A 21,362-nucleotide genomic window follows, 5' to 3' on the forward strand; every position below is an offset into this window, starting at 1 on the left:
ACAGGTTTATTGTGATTGGCGATATCTATAATGAAATGTCATGCATCAATTTATGATTTCTACAACGTGTTATTGCGTATGAAACTCTTAATCACCGCATCAAGTTCCGACACTAATTGTTGTTTTCGCTGCGGGGTACAAAAACTTGCTTGTATACTATTTCGTGCCAATTGAATTAACTCCTGGGGGGTTAATTGGAACGTATCTGCTACAGCCCGATAATTTTCTTCTATGTAGCCGGAGAAATACGCAGGATCATCCGAATTAATCGTAACAGCCAACCCCATATTTAGCATTTTTTGAATAGGATGTTCGTTCATGGTCTTAAAAACACACAGTTTAATATTCGATAAGGGGCACACTGTAAGCGGTATTTGTTGTTTTTGTAAGCGCGCTACAAGTTCCATATCTTCTAAACAGCGCACACCATGGTCAACGCGAGATACCTTTAAGAGATCCAAAGCTTCAGTGATATAAGCAGCCGGTCCTTCTTCGCCTGCATGAGCAACGGTTAATAAACCATGAGCTCTTGCCTTAGCAAATACCGAAACAAAATCTCGGGGAGGATGATCACGCTCAGCAGAATCCAATCCCACAGCAATAAATTTATCTTGATACTTCAAGGCACTTTCTAAAGTACGCAAAGCATCTTCTTCAGGCAAATCTCTCAAAAAACATAAAATCATCTCGGAGCTTATATTGAATTGTTTTTTTGCCTGTTCCAGGGCCTTATGAATCCCCTGTATCACCACCCCAATATCAATTCCTCGAGCAGTATGCGTTTGCGGATCAAAAAAAATTTCTGTGTGACGTACATTTTGTGGGTTTATTTTTTGAATGTAAGCCCAGGTTAAATCATAAAAATCTTCTTCAGTTTGCAAAACATTAGTTCCTGCATAATAAAGATTTAAAAAAGATTGCAGATCAGTAAATTGATAAGCTGCATAAAGTTCATCAGGATTTGCGTAGGGTAATGGAATTTTATTTCGTTCTGCTAACAAGAACATTAAATCCGGTTCAAGCGTACCTTCTATATGAATATGAAGTTCAACCTTAGGCAAAGCCATAATTAATTCATTCATTTTATTTTTCCTGTTTTACCTGGCTCACAATCGGATCCAAATTAAGACCCATAATGATTTATTATAGATCGAGCTATAATCTCTAATTTTAGAAACTCATGCACACTCTCTTATTTGATATTTAAAATCGGATCAATTATTTTCTTCAAAATAAGGAATCTTATCTGGGTTAATGGATGACCAATCATCTTATAAATAAAAACGTTGATATTTATAAGTATCCAAGTGAATTCGAACACAATTTAGGCTCGATCACCCTCGGTGATTTACATGGTAACCCAATTAAACTCATCCACTTCCTCTTGCGTCATCAAATCATTCAATTTAAAGATGAAGTGAATGATGTTGAGAAAGCTTATCAACAATTTGTGACACTTTATGAACAGTATGGTGAGATTCTTCAAGAGTATCTGGAAAACCGTACACTTTTGCAATTTACACAAATAAAAATCGAAAATGCAAAAGAACGAATTGCAAATCTTGATAAACAATTAATTGAAACAAAAGAAACGCAACAATACCAAACTTTGTCCCAATTGCGGCAGCAAACACTGGAAAAATTACATGCCGCTGAAGATGAACAAAAAAAATTAAATCAAAAATTAAGCGAACCTAAAAATAAGCTGGCTGACTGTGTTGCCCAATTTAATCACTTCATGGCTCAATTGAGAGTCTCTGATAAGCAAACAATCGTTCGTCTTCTTGGTGATGAAGTTGCTGATCGTGGAAATTGTGATTATTTCACCTTAAGAATTCTTAATTTGCTTCATCGAAATCATTGCCCATTAACCATTCTTGTTTCGAACCATGGAAGTGAATTTATTTACGCATACGAGCAAATGATAGCAGGACATCCATTTGTCCCTCAGGGTTATATCGGTGATTTTCAAACTCCTTCGTTTTGGGGGCTTAAGCTTTTGCTTGATCAAGAAATTGTCCCTCATTCAGATTTAATCCATTTAGTTAATGAAAGCTATAAACCTACCTTAAAGATACTGGATTACACCATAAGCGAAAAGGGAATTACCTTATTTAGTCATGCTCCCATCCGTTTTGACGCCCTACAATTGATGGCTAAAAGTCTTGGAGTGAACTACGACGATTCTACGAGTGAAGCCTTAGCAACAACGATTGATCAAATGAATCACCAATTTCAATCCCACATTGAGAGCAATACCATTCATTCCCTCTTTCATACTGATGCGATTCTTGACAGAACGAACATGTCAGAACAGGAAAGAGCTGCATGGCCTTTAATTTATCTTTTCTGGAATCGCTGGAATGAAGCAAAGGAAACGGAAACCGCGAGACCTGCAACACACAATGGATACACGATTAATTATGTCCATGGACATGATGGATTTCAGAGCACTTTGGCCCATATTTATAATCTGGACACACTTTGCGGCAAGGATCCACGAAAGACTGAAGAGCAAAAAATCGATCAGACGTTTCGTTATATCATTGAGAATCGCGATAAAATTGGAGCTAAAACACCATCAGAATTTTATCTTCGTAATGTTTTAAGATATAAAGTGCTTAATTCAGATGAATACAGCTTAGAACTCAAAGAGCGAAAGAAACAAGAACCGCTTAAAATTTCCCCAAATAATGAGCTCGATGGCAGTATAAAAAAATTAGCTCTTCTCGGAAAACCCATTGTACCTCTTTCAAAGCCACTCATTGATTTGCAAACAGTCAAACCGAGTCCAAGAGAAATGAGCATCGCGTCAGAGGAACAAGAAGACAAAATAATGTTTTTTTCTTCTATGAATCTAATCAACTAAAAACAAGGGTTATTGTTCGCGGAATCCGGGAATTTCTCACCTGGACCCCGCGAGATACTTCTTAACTGATGGCAATGACAATAAATAGAAGCTCTTATTATCGTTGATGTTGGAAAAATAATTTCTTATCACCATAATTCGAAGCTAATAAAGGACTTTCCAGCATTAATGTTCCTATATGGTACTCTGCACCTTGATATTCTCCATATATTTCATAGAGGGGGCCCATAGGCACTTGTAAAAAGGAAACTCTAAAATCCTCACGCGAATCCTCAGCAATGAGATCTTTGACTAATTCAGTTGGTCTGAAGTAGATTCGCTCAGGAAATATTGGAATGCCTTTGTATTTACCTTCACTCGTCCAAGCAGCTAAATGCCACAGGGGAAGATTATTCGCGGGATCCCGAGTGAATTCGAATATTTTCTCAATCGCGGTTAATGTCCAACTGGTGGGATGGGGTATTTTATTTGAAAAATCTTTCGCAAAATAATTCCAATTCTCATTTTGCCCCTCAAGTAAATTCATTATATGCAGGTTTAAAGAGGGATGTTTGGAGACTAAAATTTTGATGGCCATACCCGGAATATAAGTGTCGTCAGTAGGAGGAGTCGCTAAAGAAAGACGTGCTACACCAACTCCACCGGACTGGTAAATACCAGTAAAAGGATGGCCCGCAGCAGGGATTAAAGCAATTTTTGCTACTGAACCATTGGCATGAATAATTTTTACTCGACCTTCAGGTATTTCATCACTGGAATGATCGAATGTAGGTTTTAAATTAAACAATCCTTTTATTTTTTCAAGGACCTCGTTATAACTATTGCCAGTCAGTGGAGGTAAAGGATCTTCTGCATTGCTTAAGGTAATTTCATTCCATAATAAAATTTGCTTTTCGGCAGCAGATAAATTCTCATAATCGCAGGGTAACTGAGCATATATACCAAAACTCATGAAAAAATAGATAAGTCCATTAATAATCAAAGTCAAACAACGGCGCATCACAACCTCCTTGTTCTTAAAGTTTATTTTTGTGACAGAGTATACGAAATAGGGAAGCTTTTCTAATGTTTTTTTGAATACAGGCCTGTGGCTTGTGCTGCGAAGTGGAACCGAAGTGAATACAGGGTTTCCTATACCCGATTCTACTTCGCTGCTGCGGGTTACTTCATAAAATGATCATAAATAGCACGACTAGCAAGAGCTATGGCGCGACTGCGTGGATAATCACTGGCTGATTGTGATTTAACATATACTGCAATCGCAATATGCCCTTTATTATTAGGCAAGGTAATAATCCCCACATCGCTAACAAAACGATATAATTTTTTAGAGCCTGAATACCTTAAATAGTCTCGTTCATAGATTGACCATGTTCCAGTTTTATGAGCCACTTTCACATTGGCAGGCAATAATCCTTTTATTCTGCTGCGCCCCGTGCGGCATTGCTCCATAATCTTCATAAGAAGATCGGTACTGGATTCCGAGAGTGCTTGTTTTTTATATAATTTCACGAGCAGTTTTGCCATATCATCCGGTGTTGTTGTATCACGTAGGTCTTTTTGAAAGCGCTGCCAAGCCTGCTGTTTTTCTTTAAGGGGGACGCGATTAGATATTTTTTGCCAGGAATACACTGGTTGACGCTTTTTTAAAAAGGAACGATCCACATGATTTGTATCTATAAACATTTCCATAATGGAACGATTAATGGAAATATTTTTGAATCCTAATGCATTCATCCGTTTTGCTACATATCGAGGTCCATTTGCCGCCTGCAATAATGCATCACTTGCACTATTATCGCTATTTTTGAGTGTATGCATCAGTATTTGTTTCAAGGAAATATTTAGTTTTTTCTTTTCGAATAAATAATGCAAAGCACCGGAACCAGGAACTGAATTACGGGAATCCATTTTAATCACGCGATTCAATGAGTCTTTTTTCTCATCGACTCGATGTAAAAAAGCCATCGCAATGGGTAGTTTGATGGTACTTGCCATGAAAAAACGTTGGTTACTATTATGGGCGATTACCTTATTTTTCTCTATATAAATGGCAGTAACCCCCATCACGGTGTTCGATTTTTTCTCAATATCTTTTATTTTTTTAATCAACGCGGTATCACTCTGACCCGTAAAACCATTCATTGAAAATACAATACTAAAAAGCCAACACAGCAAAGAACTTTTTTTCCTTAAAATATGAGACTGCGCTAGTAATTTTATTTTCATAAGGTATTTGATCCCTTTCTCATTATTTTTATTCAATTTTTTAGCGCTAATAATCGACAATATATCCTGTTTTAAATGGGGTCGAAAAAATATACACCAAAAATGTCCCTATCAGCATGTAACAGTCCGTAGTGTATGAAGGTTTGTGATGAGATAAGGGATTCAATCTTCATTATTACACTTTTTGACAGATTTTCACTGTCCATGCAATACAAAACATTAAGCAAATTTTTATTCTACTTTTATATAAATTACAATCGATTGTATATTACAAGACGACCTGATTATTATTTGCCCTGAAGATCAGCGGTTTTTTCATGGATAAAATGATATAAGTTTTAACCCTGCGACAAAAGATATCCAAGATAAAATATGCTTAAAAATCTAGTGCTCCTATCTCAAGAAGATGAAGAACATTTGGATTAGGGTTAAACCTAGATGACTTTGATTTTTTATTCTTTTTTCTGGTAACTGTCTTTAAAAAGCTGACTTAATCCCTCACGGTAGGAAGGATAGAGCAGGTTTATCTTGAGTTCTGCTTTAATTTTTGCATTAGAAACACGACGGTTGCTGGTATAAAACTGCTTTTCCCTGGAAGACATGGTTGCTATGTCGCAGGATATAAGTGGCAGGGGAGGATGTCCGAGTAATGATGCAGCATACGCATCAACAATGTGGGCTGGTGTAGGTTCATCATCAGCAACATTATAGACTGAATACGGTTGGGGGTTTTTTATCGATGCACAAATGACGGAGGCAATATCCGCAACATGAATTCTGGAGAAGTACTGGCCCTCCTTATAAATACTGGCTTTTTTTCCAGCAGTAATGCGTTCGATTGCATTTCTATGCGGTCCATAAATTCCTGCCAATCGGAAAATATAAAGCGGAATTTCGTGTTGTCTGGCAAACGACATCCATTTATTTTCGGTGCTTAATCTTGATTTACCCTGCATTCCTGCTGCTCTAGAATTAGACTCTTCAGTTACCCAAGCACCTTGATGATCCCCATAAACACTGGTAGAAGACAAGTACCCCAGCCATTGGATATGCGTTCTGTTTTGACTGATTAAATCACTAAAACATGAAAGCACAGGGTCTCCTGCTTTTTCTGCGGGGGGAATACATACTAAAATATGCGTTGCTTTACTTAGATGAGCTGTTATTTCATTCTCACAAAAATCAATAAGTTTGTAATGTTTTTGAGCACTATTTAGAATCTTATTCTTATCGCGAGTTGTGCCAATCACCTTAAAATTTAATTTAAGCAATTCTCTGGCTAAAAATTCGGCGGTATAACCGAAACCAAAGATAAAAAAACAAGGGGATGCAGAATAATTTTCCATAGTAAACAAACCTATACATTTTTTTCAAAATAAGAGTCCCGCGTAGCCTGGCATGCAGCACCTGAATCTTCACACATCGCTGAATCAATCCAGCCCTATGCTTACATCTCGCCCCCACGACTTGTTCGCGGGGTTGTCCACGGGATCCAGAAGATCTGCTAAGACACTGGACCCCGCGGACAAGCCGCGGGGCGTAGGCAGAAATGCGCTCAGGATACAGGTGCAGCGTAACGGAACCCGGGAACATAAATAAACTCCAATCTTTCGCTACGCACCTAGGCTACATTTTAATTTGTTTGATAAATCCAGAATCGTTGCTAGCGTGGAATATTCTTACTCCCCCGCACTAATTTCATGACCCGATTAAGAAAATCTGGTCCCGGATCCTCTTTATCCGTTTGATAATTCGGATCCCGCTCAAGCCAAAGGGGGGTATTTTTAAAATTCAAATACTCATTATGGCCAATGACATATTCTATTTCCGGATATTTCTTTTTAAGATAACACACTAAAAATGCATTTGCCTTCGTCTGTGCTTCCGTTAAATCATCCTTGCCGTCTATCCCCCCTACATTTTCAATACCAATCGCATAATGATTCAATCCTATAACATGTCTTGCCATCCAGTTTTCGGGCATGAGTTGATAAATCGCTCCATCGCGATCCACTAAATAATGGCTTGATACATTCAAGTTACCCGGCAATTCTTTAATTCTTGGTGAATTTTGCGGAAATGTAGGCGGATTAAAGACACGAAAGGTTGCCTTAAGAGTAGGAATACATGTCCAATGCAAGACAATCATTTTCGGTTCAATTTCAATTGACTTAGACTCAATTCCATAATGAGATAATTGGTACTGTCGCGTTAAAGTAATGCGTTTTTCATCAAATTGAATCGGTGCCTGATGAATTTCTTGCGCATCATAGCAAGAAAATGCATGCACCAGAGAACTTATAAATAATGAGCAATATAGGAGAATTTTCATATTATTTTTTGAGCACCATAAAATAGGCTTCCACATAATCGGGTAAGCGACGAGTTGCTTGTGAGAAAGCTTCTCTCCCTGCATAACTACCCGCAAGAAAATCTACTTGATACAAATTACTTTTGAATGCGCCACCAGTATCAGCAAAAATACCGATTCGTGTCACCATTTTTCCCTTCTGACCCGGATACTGTACCATCAAAAGTTTTCCTAAACCAAACTGTTCGAGATCGGCGGCAAAAGTGACTTCGGTATTCACCGTAATTTTATGATCCGCATCTTTTCCATAACCTTTGATACCCGTTACGGATTTAAAGTACCAGTAACGCTCTTGTAGATAAGGATTTTTGGCTTTGTCATAGGCAATATTGTTGCAGCGATGCACATTAAAGATTTGTGTCTGATGATTCGGGAAATCCGCAATAATGGTCCCTTGCATTAATGCTGCCTCCAAGTCATCTCGATTAAGATAGGCGAGCGGAGGAACATTTTTATTTGCCAATGCACCTTTTAATATGGCTTGCTTCCCATATTGGAAACGTGTCAGTCCGGGTTTTGCATCTGCCTCTTCGAGTGTCAGTTGCTCTTCATCTCGAGGAAGCCCATAAAGAGCCAAAGGATAGGCAACGCTGCGTTTCGTTGATGCTTTAGCTCGATGCACATAATACTTGGTCATTAAAATTTTATCTGAAGGTAAATGAACAATGAGTGATTTTTTCACCCTTAGAGGTTTGGCTTGTTCCAGATCGGGATACCAGCGAACAAAATCAAAGTGCTTTTTAATAAAAGCAGGATCGTTTAATTCATTTTGGTGACGGCAAATAAAGATTAAAGTTTCTTTGACTCGTGAAAGAGGTATCGCAAAAACTTTGCCTTCGTGAATGACCCGAGGATCATAGGAATTGCCTTTATTTAAATAAGCCAAAGTTTCTTTGGCTGTCGCACATAATGCAGGTCCATTGATTTCGTAGCGCGCTGCAGAAGAAGGCTCTGCAGGTACGAAATGTGGGGCAGCAAACGCTTGAATAGTCACTAATGCGCTGTAAAAGAAAATTTTTATCTTCATTGTTTACGACAAACATGGGTTAAAACAAAATGATACCATATGCATGCCGTTAACTCTAAAATCTGTATGAAGCGTTTCAAAAAAACGTAGCCTGAAAAACCAATTCAGCTTCTATTTCTACATCCCACAACTTGTCCGCGGGGCGCAGGCAGAGATGTGCTCAAAAGACTGTAGGAAGCAACCAGACTTAAAGTCCTTTACTTTAATCTATGAAGATTGAAATCATTTGTCATCCTACACTATGCCGCTTCCGCGCCATCAAACTCTGGGTCATCTGATTCTGCTGTTAAACGATTGAAATGCCAGGAGCTATAAAGAGCCCCAAGTCCACAAACCATTAGACCTAATGGCAAGGCGTTGAGTGTTTGCATGAGCAGGTACGCACTTAAGATGGTTAATACAGAGGAACCAAACATGCGTACAGTATGAATTATGGCCAGTGCAAGGCCGGTGTTTTCTTTATAATCTGCAAGCATAATCGACATAGTAGCTGGGGCAGTTAAACTAATCCCCAAGTTACAAATTAACGCCAAAGATAGAGCATACAAATTGAATTTATAAAGGGCTGCGCACAATAACATCGCAAAACCACCGAAAATAATAAACCAACTACCAAGATAAATGGTTGCAGCCATGCTGAAATATTTACGCAGCCAGATACCTAAATAATTTCCAACGATAATATTTAATCCGTTGATAATAAAAATAATACCATACACTAAGGGAGAAAAGCCGAATTGATCAATAATGATATAGGATGAATTAATCACCGAGAGCATTACTGCCGCAAAACTAAACATCATAATAAACGAACCACTCCATAAAGAAGGTGAAGGGATGATCTCTTGATATGCTTTGATTATTTTTTTTACGATAAAAGGTTCTTTGGGTTGACTCCAAAATGGTGATTCGAATAATCCTTTACGAGACTGAAGCAAGAGCACAATACCGATCACGGCCATTAACAGAAAGTTAGCTTGCCAACCATAATAGGTAAAGATGAGCGAACCAAGCACCGGAGCAAGGATGGGAGATATTGAAACAATCATAGAAACATAGGATAAAACCCTAGCTCGCTCTACAGTATCTTCAAAATCGCGCGAAATTGAAAAAGCAACCAAATTAGCGCAGCATAACGCAAATCCCTGTAAGGCCCTGCCTAAAATGAGTACCCAAATATTAGGAGCAAGAGCACATAGTATACTGGCAAGAACAGCAATCACTAAACTACCAGGCAATAAACGACGTCTGCCAAAATGATCAATTAACGGCCCCCAAACTAATTGGGTCACGCCAAAAACAACCAAATAAATACTTAAGGTTAATTGGCTCAGGCTATGCGTGGTACTAAAAAAATTGGTGATATAAGGCAACGAAGGTTGATAGAGATCAAAGGTAAGTAAAGAAAAAGCTGATAATAATCCAATAAGTAAAATAGAAGTTCTAGATTGAGACATAATATTCGTTTTATAAAAAATAGCGAAACATTATAGTCAAATCTCTTTATTTTTGCTCTAGATCCAAGAAAAAAATTGTAATGCCGGGCTAAAGAATTGAGTTAGCCCTGGGTGCAGCGCGGCGTACCCCGGGATTGAGCAATTCACCCCAGATACCCGGGTTACGCTGCGCTGCACCGAGGCCCTCCAATTAACCTTTGCGAATTAAATAGTTACTCCCTGCATGAATTACTTTTTTCATGCGATTATCCTCATCTGGATTAGGCTGACATGCTTTAAAGGCATCTTTTACTGAGGCAACACTAATAGGTAAAACAGGACGGCTGTCGGTTTCTAAATAACCCTCTTTATTCTTAAAAATAGTAAAATGATCCGTAGCAAACTCCTGGCATTCAGTTAACGTTTCATCCTGACAAATCGAAAATTTAATGGATCGTTCTACATGATATGATTCCCCTACTTCATCAGCGAAAACGATATCACCGTATACTACGCTATGGCGAGTTCCACAAAAATAATAGCCAAATTTATATTGGCCGTTTTCAATAACATCGGTACGAATATAGCGTCCATCGCCTTGAGTCAGGCCATTGAGTGTCACAATATGACGCACTTCTTCTTTGGGGGCACTTTCCGCAATTGCCAAACCATTTAGAGCCAATCCCATGATAAATAAAGTAATTCTTTTCATTTTTTATTCCTTATCTAAAAAAACATCCTCAAGGAACGTGTCTTTAAGGATCAATAACCTACTCTAACGTCAATTCGGAGGGAAAATTTTTACCAAACTGACATCGGCCCCATTATCCTAAGAAAAGACCCATTTGAACAGATAAAAAAATATTACTTTTTGCTCAAAAAATGCCTAATAAATGTGAAATATATCCCTTATAAAGACAAACTTGCTGGACAAGACACGTGTCAGTGATGATAATCATGGCTTTTTTCATTTAACATTGCACATGACAACACCACTCATTGAGATTAGGAATGTTTACAAATCATATGGCAATACTCCCATTTTGGATGATGTGTCCTTAAGCGTTAATCATGGAGAATTTTTAACGTTACTCGGTCCTTCAGGTTGCGGAAAAACCACATTGCTACGACTTATCTCGGGTTTTGAATACCCCACAGAAGGCGAAATCTACATCAATGGCCTATGTGTTAACCGATTGCCCCCACAAAAAAGGGACGTGCATACAGTGTTTCAAAGTTACGCACTTTTCCCCCATTTATCCGTTCATGAGAATGTTGCTTTTGCTCTACGGTGTAAAAAAGTTCCCGATCAAGAAATTAAAGAACGTGTTTTTGATGTATTAAAACTCGTGCAGCTGGAAGGGTTTTCAGAGAGGAATGTAAAGCAATTGAGCGGAGGACAACAACAGCGAGTGGCCATTGCACGGGCAATTATCAATAGACCGCAGGTGCTGTTATTAGATGAACCATTAAGTTCTCTCGACTACAGACTTAGAAAAGCCATGCAATCCGAATTAAAGCAATTGCAGAAAACCCTGAATATGACCTTTATCTTTGTAACCCATGATCAGGAAGAAGCATTATCCATGTCGGATCGTATAGTGGTCTTTAATCACGGACACATTGAACAAATAGGAACCCCTAAATGTATTTATGAAACCCCTAAAAATCTTTATGTCGCAATGTTTATTGGTGAGGCCAATATATTTGATGCACACGTTCATGCGCTGCATGATCACGATCTGACGACCTTTATCGAGGAAACTCCTTTACTTTGTAAAAATAGCGGTAATTATCAGATTGGCGATCGGTTGCATTTGATTGTACGTCCCGAAGATATCAGAGTCTGGAGTTTATCTGAAGTTGAGAATCCAGAAGGAATGTTGCCAGGTCGGATTGTAGATATTATTTATAAAGGCTCTACTGTTGATCTCAAAGTTGCCCTTTCTTCAGGAAAAATAATTAACGCTTCAGAGTTTTTTGATGAGGATGATGATAAATTGGAATATACTCTTTCAGAGGAAGTGTGGGTGCAGTGGTTACCAGGGTGGGAGGTTTTACTACCTCATGAAGGCTAAATCTTTTGCACTTTACGTACTGTATTTTTGGTTAACTGTTTTTGGCCTTATCCCTTTATTCATGATGCTTGTCGCCAGCTTTCTTTCTAAGGACAGCATGCATCTTGTTGCACTTCCTTTTACCCTCGAGAATTATACAACTCTTTTTACTCCAGTTTTTGCTAAAATTTATGTTCGTTCTTTATTTATTGCCTCTATTGCGACACTGTTGTGCTTGTTCATTGCATATCCATTTAGCTATTTGATGATTAAATCAAAACATCAATCCATCTTGTTGTTGTTGATTATTATCCCCTTTTGGACAAGTTCTTTAATAAGAACTTACTCTTTAATTGCCATCCTAAAGTATAAGGGCGTTTTAAACGCACTGTTACTCAAATTACATTTAATTAATGAACCGCTTTCATTGCTTTATACCAATTTTGCCGTGATTATTGGCTTGGTTTACAATCTATTTCCTTTTATGGTGCTGCCTATTTTCACCAATATGGAACGTTTTGATTTCCGATTATTTGAAGCAGCTAAAGATCTGGGGGCAAACAAGTGGTCTGTCTTTACTCGAGTGTTTTTACCTAACACAGCGCCAGGCATTCTATCAGGCTGTTTATTAGTTCTATTACCAGCAATGACTTTATTCTACATTCCTAATGTTTTAGGAGGAGCTCGTTCTATTTTACTGGGTAATTTAATTCAAAATCAGTTTCTTGTCTTAAGTGATTGGCCTCAAGGCTCTGCTACCAGCGTGGTACTCACCACCCTGCTTCTCTTATTATTTCTTATTTTTCGCCGTCAGAAGAATAGGAGTGTTCTATGAACTCCTTAATAAAACGTCTTTTTCTTTTTTTTATTTATGCCTCGCTTTATATTCCAATCGCAGTATTGGTTTTATATTCATTTAACGATGCAAAATTTTCACTCCAATGGCATGGCTTTTCTTTAAAATGGTATCATGAATTATTTCACGATCGCGGCTTGTGGACTGCCTTTTTTAACTCCATTGTTTTAGGTCTTATCTCTGCATTGATAGCTACCACTATAGGTTTGTTAGCCTCCATCCATTTATTTTTATTTCGCTCGAAACATCGCCAAATCTTATATGCCATCTTGTTATCACTTATTATTATTCCTGATTTGGTTCTTGGCGTTGCCTTATTAATTTTCTTTAATATCACCAAAGTACCCATGGGGTTTTTAAGCTTACTAATTGCCCACGTTACTTTTTGTATTCCTTTTGTCATTGTCACGATTAATGTGCGGATTAATACTTTAAATCCCAATATTTATTTTGGCGCATTAGATCTGGGGGCTAGCCGTTATATTGCATTAACACGAATTTTGCTGCCTTTATTGTGGCCCGCAGTATTAAGTGTTTTTCTTTTAAGTTTTACCTTATCTTTTGATGACGTCATCATCAGTTATTTTGTAGCAGGACCTGATTTTTCCATTCTGCCTTTGACAATTTATTCATTAGTACGTGCTGGTGTTACTCCCGAGCTTAACGCTTTATGTTCTATTACATTTGTTTTATCCATGATTTTGGTGATCATTTCTCATCGTCTCTCAGGAAAGCACGTATGAATTATTTTTTATTTGTGTTGGTCTTTTTTGCTTCTAAAGTATTTTCTGCTCCTGTTGTTAATGTATATGTTTGGGGAGGAGAACTCCCCAAACAGTTGATTCAACAATTTGAACACGACTCTGGAATTAAAGTTAATTTTTCTACCTATGACAGTAATGAGACTATGTATGCCAAATTAAAGGCAAGCCAGCTCACTGTATATGATGTGATTCTTCCCTCCGCTTATTTTGTTGAACGTATGAAACGGCAAGGTATGTTGGAACGGCTTGATCACCAGCAACTGCCCAATATGAATAATCTGGATAAACGTTTTGTGAATAATGATTATGATCGGAATAACCTCTACAGCGTGCCAATAATATGGGGGGCAACAGGTATCTTTTTTAATCATGGCATAGTGAGCAACTCACCCAAAACCTGGAAGGAACTGTGGGCTCCCCAATGGCATAATCAACTGATGCTTTTGGATGACGCGCGTGAAATTTTTGCAATTGCCTTGATGAGCCTTGGGTTTGATCCTAATGATACAAATCCAGTGCATATTAAAAAAGCTTATGAACATTTATTGCAACTTGTACCCAATATTAAATTGTTTGCCAGCGACAGCATTCAGGCAATTATGATCGATGAAGATGCAGTAATCGGTTCTGCATGGAATGGTGATGCATTTAAAGCCCATGAAGAAAATAAAGCAATTGAGTTTGTCTATCCTGAAGATGGTTTTGTCATCTGGGTTGATTGTTTGGCCATTCCTAAAAATCCGCCTCATCTGAAAGAGGCCTTGCAATTTATTAATTTCATTCTTAAAGCAGAATCCAGTGCGGAAATCGCTTTAAGAGAAGGACATGGAATTACCAATGCAAAAGGAAGGGCTTTATTGCCCACCTCCATTAAAGATAATCCAATGATTTATCCATCCCCAGCAATCATGGCAAAAGGTCAATTCCAGCATGATGTTGGCGAAGAAACCCTCATGCTCTATAACCAATACTGGGAACACTTAAAACTGGCTTTTTAGTAAAAACCGCCTTTATTTTTAATTGCTGATTTGACTTCCCCAGTAAGATAGGACATGGATTTATGAAATAAATCCATGTATATTTTTTAATGAAGGCATTTGAATTTAAACCGCTCTTGTTCTATATAGTAAAGAAATAAACCATATTGACTAGAGATTGTTATGTCATTTAATTTTTCTTCATTTCAATTTGATAAAAATTCATCAACTGAAGCAAAAGTGAAAATTACCCTTGAACTGATTAACTCTTTGATTCCCAGCAGTTCGACACGAGAATCGTTAAATACTGACGGTTATCCTGAAAGTGGCCCCATCGAACAGACTATACGCGCTTATCAGAACATGAATTTAAGTCTTTATGAACAGGGTTTAAAAGCGATGGAAACTGGCTGCGGTAATTGCCAGGAAATGGCTTATGCCAGCGGGTTATTATTAAGAGCAGGGGGATTTACAGGAACACTTCAAGTCGCCGAATTTGGTATAAATCATGCTTTTTTAATTGTAGATGATTATATCCTTGACCCCTGGTCTAAGAGCTTTTTCCCTTTCTCGACATGGAAAGATAACTTAAAAGCTTATGGCGGCTCCGTCAAAGAAGGAGTTATGCGGGGACGAGTACTCTCTGCAACTCATTACGAGCTAGAGGATGAAGTGCCTGAGGTTTCTAAAACCTTACCCACAGAACTGGATCAATGCTTACCGTCAATAGAAAACAGAACTAAGTTGACGCTTTTGATTGGAGCGTGTTTGAGTAAAACGCAGAATTCAAAATCAGATCCGGATCCACAGCAGTCAGTCACATATAGCACGTAATCTTGCTAATGTGTCATGATTTCTACTGGCTCCGACAACTCATTAAGCAAAAATTAGCGTTCACCCCTAAATTTGCCTTTGGGAGTTAAACGCTTTCATGGTAGAATAATATTTGTACATTGGGGGTGCCAATTATGGCTGAGAGGATAAACCCAACCCTTTGAACCTGATCTCATTCGTCTGAGCGGAGGAAAATGTGTCTATTGTTTTGTTTTCAGGTATTGTTGCTTTTATTACTTCGTTTATTGGTTTGTTACCACAAATTATCAAATCCTTAAAAACCAAGTCAACTCAAGATCTCTCCATGATCATGTTGATTAATTACCTCATTTGTTCTGTAGCATGGATTATTTATGGAAGCAGTACGGATTCCTTTTTTGTGATCAGTGCAAATGTAGTGGGTTTGCTTGTCAGTCTGCTCCTTATTCTCTTAAAAAGACATTATGATGCACGATGTAATTAATTTAACAGGATATCACTCTATTTTATGCCTTAATGGAGATTTACCTGAGTCCTCTTTTTTTAATAGGATGAATTTACCCATCATTGCCGCTGATGGGGCCGCAAACGGTTTATTGGATCTTGGAATCCGTCCTCAATTAATTGCTGGAGATTTGGATTCTGTCCGACCACTGATTCTGGAAAACCATCCTTTTCTTCATTCACCGGATCAAAATCAAAGTGATTTCCAAAAAACAATGGGTTATCTAAAGGATAATAATTTACTCCCCGCTATAATTGTTGGCATAAATGGTGGGTGCTTGGATCATGTACTGAACAACATGAATATCTTTATGGAAACAAATTGTCTTTTATATGCTCCACCCATAAGAGGTTTTGTTCTGCATGAACACTCCAGGATGAATTGTGTGTTACCTCCTCAGACAAAAATTTCATTGATGGGGATACCGAAAGCCACTCTATCCTCAAAAGGGTTACAATGGGAACTCAACAACACTCATCTTTCCTTTCCAGGAAAAACATCCTGTTTTAATCGAACCCAATTGCCAGAAATCGTTTTGGAAGCTCATCATGGCTCCGTTTTGGTTTTGATTTACGAACAAATGATTGAGGATGCGGGATTAGCTGCCCAATAAACTCCATGCTGAGAAACAAAGAACTCTTCCAATCTCATTCAAAATGACTGCTCATTTTTCTATTAATTTACGACAATAGAACACTGGTCCCCTGCAATCACTAAAGTCACTGTGCTGTCTTTGGTTAGCACTTTAGAACCACACAAAACATCGGGGCCGAATGCCGAATTTTTTCTATATCCAAATAGATATTCCCTATTTACTGGTCCTTTACCTGAATGAATTTTGCCCCGAGACCCGGATCTTTTACCCTCCACAGTAAAACCTAAGGCAGCCGCTGTTTTCTCATTGGTTTTTACATGAACTTTTATCGTATCATTGGCAAAAGCCTGAATTGAAAAAGAAAATAGGACCAGGCCGCTCAAATTTTTTAGAGATTTTTTTATCATAATAAAACACTCCTTGTTCTATGTACTTTTAATATAATCCATTTAATGAATTAGGGAAAATCACCAGGGATAAAATGTGAATTATTTAATCTATGGGATTATTTTTAATATATTCGGTTCTTTTCGGAGCCATGTATGTTTCAATTTTTCTCAAGCTCTTAAGACAGGATTGAACACTGCTCATGGTGTCACCTTGTCTGAATTCTTCAAGTCTTCTTATTCACCGAAATAAAATTATTGCTTACCAAGAAAAATTGTGGCTTCTGGATGCCCCTAAGAAAACTCCGTAGGTCACGCCCAATCAATAATAAAAAAATCACCTGTTTTCATCTTCCAATGACTAAAAATCAGATGCCGGGTGGGCTTTCTTGAATTCTCATTGATATACACTATGATAAAAATATAGTCACAATGACTTATTTGCAATGCAATTATATGCATTCATTGAGGAGGCACCCATGAGAGTTAAAAGACTTTTGACGCAGGGATTTTCCCATAAGGTGTACCATGATATACAGCAACATCAAACTAAACTTACTTTCAGATTGGATACGACTTATCTTAAATATAAAGCCCAAGAAAGAACTGCAAAGATACAGCTGCTTCGAGATAGTATACCAACTGGCTCTAGCCTCATATATCGGGGCACAGAGGGTACGGATGAGGTTCTCGGTACGATGAAATCAAATCGCCTTGGCAGAAAATCTGAAGAAAGCAGGAAGGCACCTTCGCATGACATTGTAGGGTATATTCGAGATAACGACAGTAGGTATTTTCTCTCGTATACACCCTGCAGAGAAACCGTAAAACCTTATACTGTGGGTTTATCATTAATTCCCAAAAAAGGCTATATTTTTGTTACTGGACTTCCAATGGTATATACGACCCCCCAAAAGCTTCTTCTTTTAAATGAAAAGATGTTTAAGCGCTACGATAAAAGAATGATCGATGCGATGCCCCAGGACGATGTCCGCGGATATCAAAGTATTGTAACGATGACTCAAAATAATAATGAAATTACCGGGATTATCGGTGCTTCAGCAAAAGACGATTGGCGATCTGAAGTTAACAAGCGCATGCATAGTGTGATTGAAGTTTGTGGTCCTGGACGTATTGTATCATCTGTTATGAGCTCTAATGAGCCTGCCCATGTGAGACATTGGCAAAATCCAGATTTTTCTCCTGAACTTGTAGCACTGGATATTGTTTTCTTTGATACTCCTGAGGAGTATGAAGAAATGAATGAAAAAGCAAGAGATATGGGACTTATAGGGAAAGACGAACGATTACCTACTTTTTCCGATGCTCAAAAACTCGTAGGACAATTAAAAGACTGGGGAGATACTTATGGTACCAGTGATACCATGAAATTCACTGCATTTCCCAAAAAGATTAAGCCAGGAGATAAGGCAACTCTTGTGGAGTTTTTGGATGAGCAAATTAAATCAAATCCATCCGTAAAACTATTAGAAGAACTGGGATCTTCTCCTACGTTATGATTATTTGAGGCAATCAGTGTATAGGCTTACACGTAATGGATTGATATAAACCTATTGGGTTTAACACTTAAAGCCTTTAAATTGATACTTTGGGCAAAATAGATTAAGGATTTGAATTATGTTAGCCAGGTTAAGATTTTTCGCAAGAAAAATGCCCTCAAGTGAAGCATATTCATCAGTTCATGATGTTTACGCATCTCATAAACCCCATTTCATTAGAGGCAGTCTTACAGGTGAGCGTTGGCGTTATCAAAGAATGGGACAAACTTTGGAAATGATTACTAATGTTCAAAAATATAAAGAATTACAACGACAATCAATAGCTAATTTAAATCTTTGGACAAAAACAAAATCTGAGGTTCCATCCTCAGTCGAAGTCGTCTATAAAGATTGGGGTGTTGCAACTTTTGAAGCAACTAAAAAGCATGGAGTAATATATTCCGTATTGAATATGGCGAATTCAGTCTATCCCGGAGGTGCTGCATTGGAGGGTGGAAGTGCCCAAGAGGAAAATATGTGGCTTCGCAGTACCTGTGCCCTTTCATTGATAGATAAATTGGTTAAGTTAGACAAAGAATATACTAATATGTTTGTTTATACTAAAGAAGGAACCGAATTGGTAGAAGCCAGAAAGAAAATGACGGCAAAGGAGTGTGATATTTTAAAAGAACGCTGCCCCATAACGTTTCCTCCTGAAGTCTTTAAAACATTCCATAGCGACGTACCAAGAATATGTTTTAGAGGTCCGGAAATATTGTTGCCAGCAACAGTAGATGACTATCCCTCAAGCGGACATGTTGCAAGCCCTGAGATGAGTTATGAGTTTCTTTCTCCGTTAAGTATTTTTCCTTTTCATGAATTAAGATCATCTGCTCCTGAGCATTTTGCTGAAGCAAAACCAAAGGACCCTAGTGTATTTAAAGAATATAAAGAGGATTTACGCCGACGAATTGCAGCGCAATTGGATACATTAATTCTTATTGGACAACCTTATGTAATCCTAGGTGCGTGGGGTTGTGGCGAATTTAAAAATGAACCTGAATTAGTGGCAGAGATTTATGCCGAAGAAATTGAAAAAAGAGCTCTTTTTTTTCAACATATTATGTTTCCCATAATCAATACCAAATCAGATTCCAATAATTTCGGAATATTTGACCGAATGCTTACTGGATTGAAGCTTGGCGACCCCCAATCCCCCAGAAGCACACCTGTATCTTAAAAACTCAGTATTCTTTTTAGCTCATATATTAGTGAAATAGCTCACTACGCCGAAAAGAATGAACCCGAGTCACATCGCTTTGTAGCACTCGGGGTTCTTCTATATTGATCCTAGTGTGTTGTGTTGCTTTTCTTATCGCCAAACAACCAATCCATACTTACCTCCAGCTCATTGGCAATTTTTTGCATGGAATTGGAATCCAAAGCAACACCATATAGCAGCGCTTCAATTTTAAATTTAGGTAATTGGAATAATTTAGAGCACACTTGCACGCGTTCTGTCATTAAGGCAGGAACACCAAGCTCATCGAGCTCCTGATTCAAACGTTCAGTTAGTTTTTTGTTTGACATGGTAATCTCCTCTTGACTTTTTATCAGTGTAAAACAAATAAGCTTAAGGATTGATTAACAAAATAAACTTTGAAAGAAAAAAATTAAACCCTTTTCCCGTAAGTGGAAAAGTGAGGGAAATCTATAGGGGCTTATCCGCAGGACGTAGTGAGCAAGGAAAGAATTTCCAGTTGAAGAATTCCCCCTGGAATTAAATAAAAATATTAAGTACTTTATATTAATAAAAATACTGCATAGGAAATTTAACCATGGGAAAAATAAATTTAGAAGCGTACCTCAAAAAAATAAAAATTAGTGTTCCTTCTTTAAATGATGCTGCACGTGAAGATAAAATTGATTGTTTAAGAAGAATCTATTCCGCTCATGTCCAGGTTTTTCCATATTCAAATTTTGAATTACGCAAAATTTCCAAACAGCATCTCATCCAAAGAAATTCATTGTCTTTTTTTAGCTATAAAGAGTTGCTTTCTGCAGAAGATGGAGGATATTGTTTTCAAACGGCTGGTTTGTTATTCGATGTATTATCACAGCTGGGATACACCGTTTCATTTTGTGCCGCGCGAGTTCTTCTAGGAGCGATTCCTAATGACCCTGAAATACTTCAGCTTCCACCTACTCATCTTATATTAACAGTTGAAATTGATGATCAAAAGTTTCTTCTAGACCCCGGGTTAGGATCTTCCGCTCCACGCTTCCCAATACTCATTACGGGAAAAAATGAGTCGATTGCTCAAAACGAAGATGAATTTAAATTTTACCCTATTGATAATATCCATGTTCTCGAGAAAAAAACAAGAAAAGGATGGTTTCGCTTAATGCAGACCGATTTGAGCCTAATAACCGAGGAACAAGCAGCTATGAATTTACTCAAATTGGAACGGCATCCAGAAAAACTTGCGATACGTGATGCCAAAACCGTTATTGGGATAATTACAGAGCATGGTCGAAAATCATTGGTTTGGGATGCGCAATCGAAACAGTTAAAGTATTCAGCAAATGAAGGGACGGAATACACAGAAAAAGCTTTGCCCCACTTTGAAGAGGGTCGCCAAGTACTGGTTGACGAATTTGGCATTGATATTTCTGCTAAAACATTAAAAGCTTACTGTACAGAAACTTTACCTCTGCCTATAAAGCCCTGGACGATTCAATTTCCTCTCGATCAATTTGAATTGAATGAAATGGAAAAAAATTTAAGGCCTTCCCTGTAACCTCTTTGAGGTGAACAACTCATTTTGACAGGAAAAAAAGATCACCTCTTTATTAGACTTCTTCGGAAATTCGCTATAGAGAGAAGTGCGAGGAGACGCGGAGCATAGAATCGGAGTGTACACATCAGTACCTGAGGATTCGAGCCCCGCGTCGACGAAGCCCGCCTCTGCAGTAGA

At 38.0% G+C, this 21,362-nt stretch carries 21 protein-coding genes and 1 riboswitch; of the genes, 11 read left to right on the forward strand and 10 right to left on the reverse strand.

Translation table 11 applies throughout. From position 1 onward, the window contains the following. Positions 1–59: 59 nt before the first annotated feature. The gene (locus LXO92_RS00320) at positions 60–1,082 is read right to left on the reverse strand and encodes an adenosine deaminase (protein WP_182350771.1); all 1,023 of its coding nucleotides are present in this window, start codon (positions 1,080–1,082) and stop codon (positions 60–62) included. Between the two features lie 176 nt (positions 1,083–1,258). On the opposite strand from LXO92_RS00320, the gene wip reads away from it, so the two are divergent. Then, complete coding sequence (gene wip, locus LXO92_RS00325) at positions 1,259–2,869, forward strand: Dot/Icm T4SS effector Wip (protein ID WP_182350772.1); 1,611 nt, start codon at positions 1,259–1,261, stop codon at positions 2,867–2,869. Positions 2,870–2,966: 97 nt separating this feature from the next. Here wip and LXO92_RS00330 read toward each other — a convergent pair whose 3' ends face one another. The 7 genes from LXO92_RS00330 to LXO92_RS00360 form a co-directional block, all read right to left on the reverse strand. Next, positions 2,967–3,869, reverse strand: coding sequence for a hypothetical protein (locus LXO92_RS00330; RefSeq protein ID WP_232890093.1), 903 nt, complete (start codon positions 3,867–3,869; stop codon positions 2,967–2,969). Between the two features lie 161 nt (positions 3,870–4,030). After that, positions 4,031–5,098, reverse strand: coding sequence for a class A beta-lactamase (bla, locus tag LXO92_RS00335; protein WP_182350774.1), 1,068 nt, complete (start codon positions 5,096–5,098; stop codon positions 4,031–4,033). Positions 5,099–5,550: 452 nt separating this feature from the next. Continuing rightward, positions 5,551–6,444: an SDR family oxidoreductase gene (locus tag LXO92_RS00340; RefSeq protein WP_232890095.1), complete on the reverse strand. Its 894-nt coding sequence runs from the start codon at positions 6,442–6,444 to the stop codon at positions 5,551–5,553. A gap of 317 nt (positions 6,445–6,761) precedes the next feature. Next, positions 6,762–7,430, reverse strand: a complete 669-nt coding sequence (locus tag LXO92_RS00345; protein WP_182350776.1) for an N-acetylmuramoyl-L-alanine amidase — start codon at positions 7,428–7,430, stop codon at positions 6,762–6,764. 1 nt (position 7,431) lies between these two features. Next, positions 7,432–8,496, reverse strand: coding sequence for a hypothetical protein (locus tag LXO92_RS00350; RefSeq protein WP_182350777.1), 1,065 nt, complete (start codon positions 8,494–8,496; stop codon positions 7,432–7,434). Positions 8,497–8,735: 239 nt separating this feature from the next. After that, a complete protein-coding gene (locus LXO92_RS00355; RefSeq protein ID WP_182350778.1) occupies positions 8,736–9,953 on the reverse strand; it encodes a multidrug effflux MFS transporter in 1,218 nt (405 codons plus the stop codon). Positions 9,954–10,143: 190 nt separating this feature from the next. Next, positions 10,144–10,644, reverse strand: a complete 501-nt coding sequence (locus LXO92_RS00360; protein WP_182350779.1) for a hypothetical protein — start codon at positions 10,642–10,644, stop codon at positions 10,144–10,146. A gap of 271 nt (positions 10,645–10,915) precedes the next feature. On the opposite strand from LXO92_RS00360, the gene potA reads away from it, so the two are divergent. The 7 genes from potA (at position 10,916) to LXO92_RS00395 (ending at position 16,517) form a co-directional block, all read left to right on the forward strand. Continuing rightward, a complete protein-coding gene (potA, locus tag LXO92_RS00365; RefSeq protein WP_232890398.1) occupies positions 10,916–12,010 on the forward strand; it encodes a spermidine/putrescine ABC transporter ATP-binding protein PotA in 1,095 nt (364 codons plus the stop codon). Further along, the gene (locus tag LXO92_RS00370; protein WP_182350780.1) at positions 12,000–12,824 is read left to right on the forward strand and encodes an ABC transporter permease; all 825 of its coding nucleotides are present in this window, start codon (positions 12,000–12,002) and stop codon (positions 12,822–12,824) included. The genes potA and LXO92_RS00370 overlap by 11 nt, the downstream gene beginning before the upstream one ends. Beyond that, on the forward strand, positions 12,821–13,588 hold the full coding sequence (locus LXO92_RS00375; protein WP_182350781.1) for an ABC transporter permease subunit: 768 nt from the start codon (positions 12,821–12,823) through the stop codon (positions 13,586–13,588). The genes LXO92_RS00370 and LXO92_RS00375 overlap by 4 nt, the downstream gene beginning before the upstream one ends. After that, positions 13,585–14,607 (forward strand): ABC transporter substrate-binding protein, encoded by a 1,023-nt coding sequence (locus LXO92_RS00380; RefSeq protein ID WP_232890096.1) that lies wholly within the window; start codon positions 13,585–13,587, stop codon positions 14,605–14,607. The genes LXO92_RS00375 and LXO92_RS00380 overlap by 4 nt, the downstream gene beginning before the upstream one ends. A 162-nt stretch (positions 14,608–14,769) precedes the next feature. Further along, positions 14,770–15,420, forward strand: coding sequence for a hypothetical protein (locus tag LXO92_RS00385; RefSeq protein ID WP_182350783.1), 651 nt, complete (start codon positions 14,770–14,772; stop codon positions 15,418–15,420). A 111-nt stretch (positions 15,421–15,531) separates the two neighbouring features. Next, positions 15,532–15,630, forward strand: a riboswitch (TPP riboswitch). Further along, positions 15,617–15,883 carry a SemiSWEET family sugar transporter gene (locus LXO92_RS00390; RefSeq protein WP_182350784.1) on the forward strand — a complete coding sequence of 89 codons (267 nt, stop codon included), beginning with the start codon at positions 15,617–15,619 and terminating at the stop codon, positions 15,881–15,883. (Overlaps the previous riboswitch by 14 nt.) After that, entirely contained in the window at positions 15,867–16,517 is a 651-nt protein-coding gene (locus tag LXO92_RS00395; RefSeq protein ID WP_182352889.1) for a thiamine diphosphokinase, read from the forward strand. The genes LXO92_RS00390 and LXO92_RS00395 overlap by 17 nt, the downstream gene beginning before the upstream one ends. A gap of 62 nt (positions 16,518–16,579) precedes the next feature. On the opposite strand, the gene LXO92_RS00400 is transcribed toward LXO92_RS00395, so the two are convergent. Beyond that, positions 16,580–16,906: a hypothetical protein gene (locus tag LXO92_RS00400; RefSeq protein ID WP_182350785.1), complete on the reverse strand. Its 327-nt coding sequence runs from the start codon at positions 16,904–16,906 to the stop codon at positions 16,580–16,582. Between the two features lie 458 nt (positions 16,907–17,364). Here LXO92_RS00400 and LXO92_RS00405 point away from each other — a divergent pair, with 458 nt between their 5' ends. Both LXO92_RS00405 and LXO92_RS00410 read left to right on the forward strand, forming a co-directional pair. Then, entirely contained in the window at positions 17,365–18,405 is a 1,041-nt protein-coding gene (locus LXO92_RS00405; RefSeq protein ID WP_182350786.1) for a hypothetical protein, read from the forward strand. 118 nt (positions 18,406–18,523) lie between these two features. Then, entirely contained in the window at positions 18,524–19,624 is a 1,101-nt protein-coding gene (locus LXO92_RS00410) for a poly(ADP-ribose) glycohydrolase domain-containing protein (RefSeq protein ID WP_182350787.1), read from the forward strand. Between the two features lie 110 nt (positions 19,625–19,734). Here LXO92_RS00410 and LXO92_RS00415 read toward each other — a convergent pair whose 3' ends face one another. Then, positions 19,735–19,974 (reverse strand): hypothetical protein, encoded by a 240-nt coding sequence (locus tag LXO92_RS00415; RefSeq protein WP_182350788.1) that lies wholly within the window; start codon positions 19,972–19,974, stop codon positions 19,735–19,737. A 248-nt stretch (positions 19,975–20,222) separates the two neighbouring features. Here LXO92_RS00415 and LXO92_RS00420 point away from each other — a divergent pair, with 248 nt between their 5' ends. Continuing rightward, entirely contained in the window at positions 20,223–21,185 is a 963-nt protein-coding gene (locus LXO92_RS00420; protein WP_232890097.1) for an arylamine N-acetyltransferase family protein, read from the forward strand. Positions 21,186–21,362: the final 177 nt, after the last annotated feature.

It is taken from the genome of Legionella resiliens (assembly GCF_021344005.1).
GTDB classification, from domain to species: domain Bacteria; phylum Pseudomonadota; class Gammaproteobacteria; order Legionellales; family Legionellaceae; genus Legionella; species Legionella resiliens.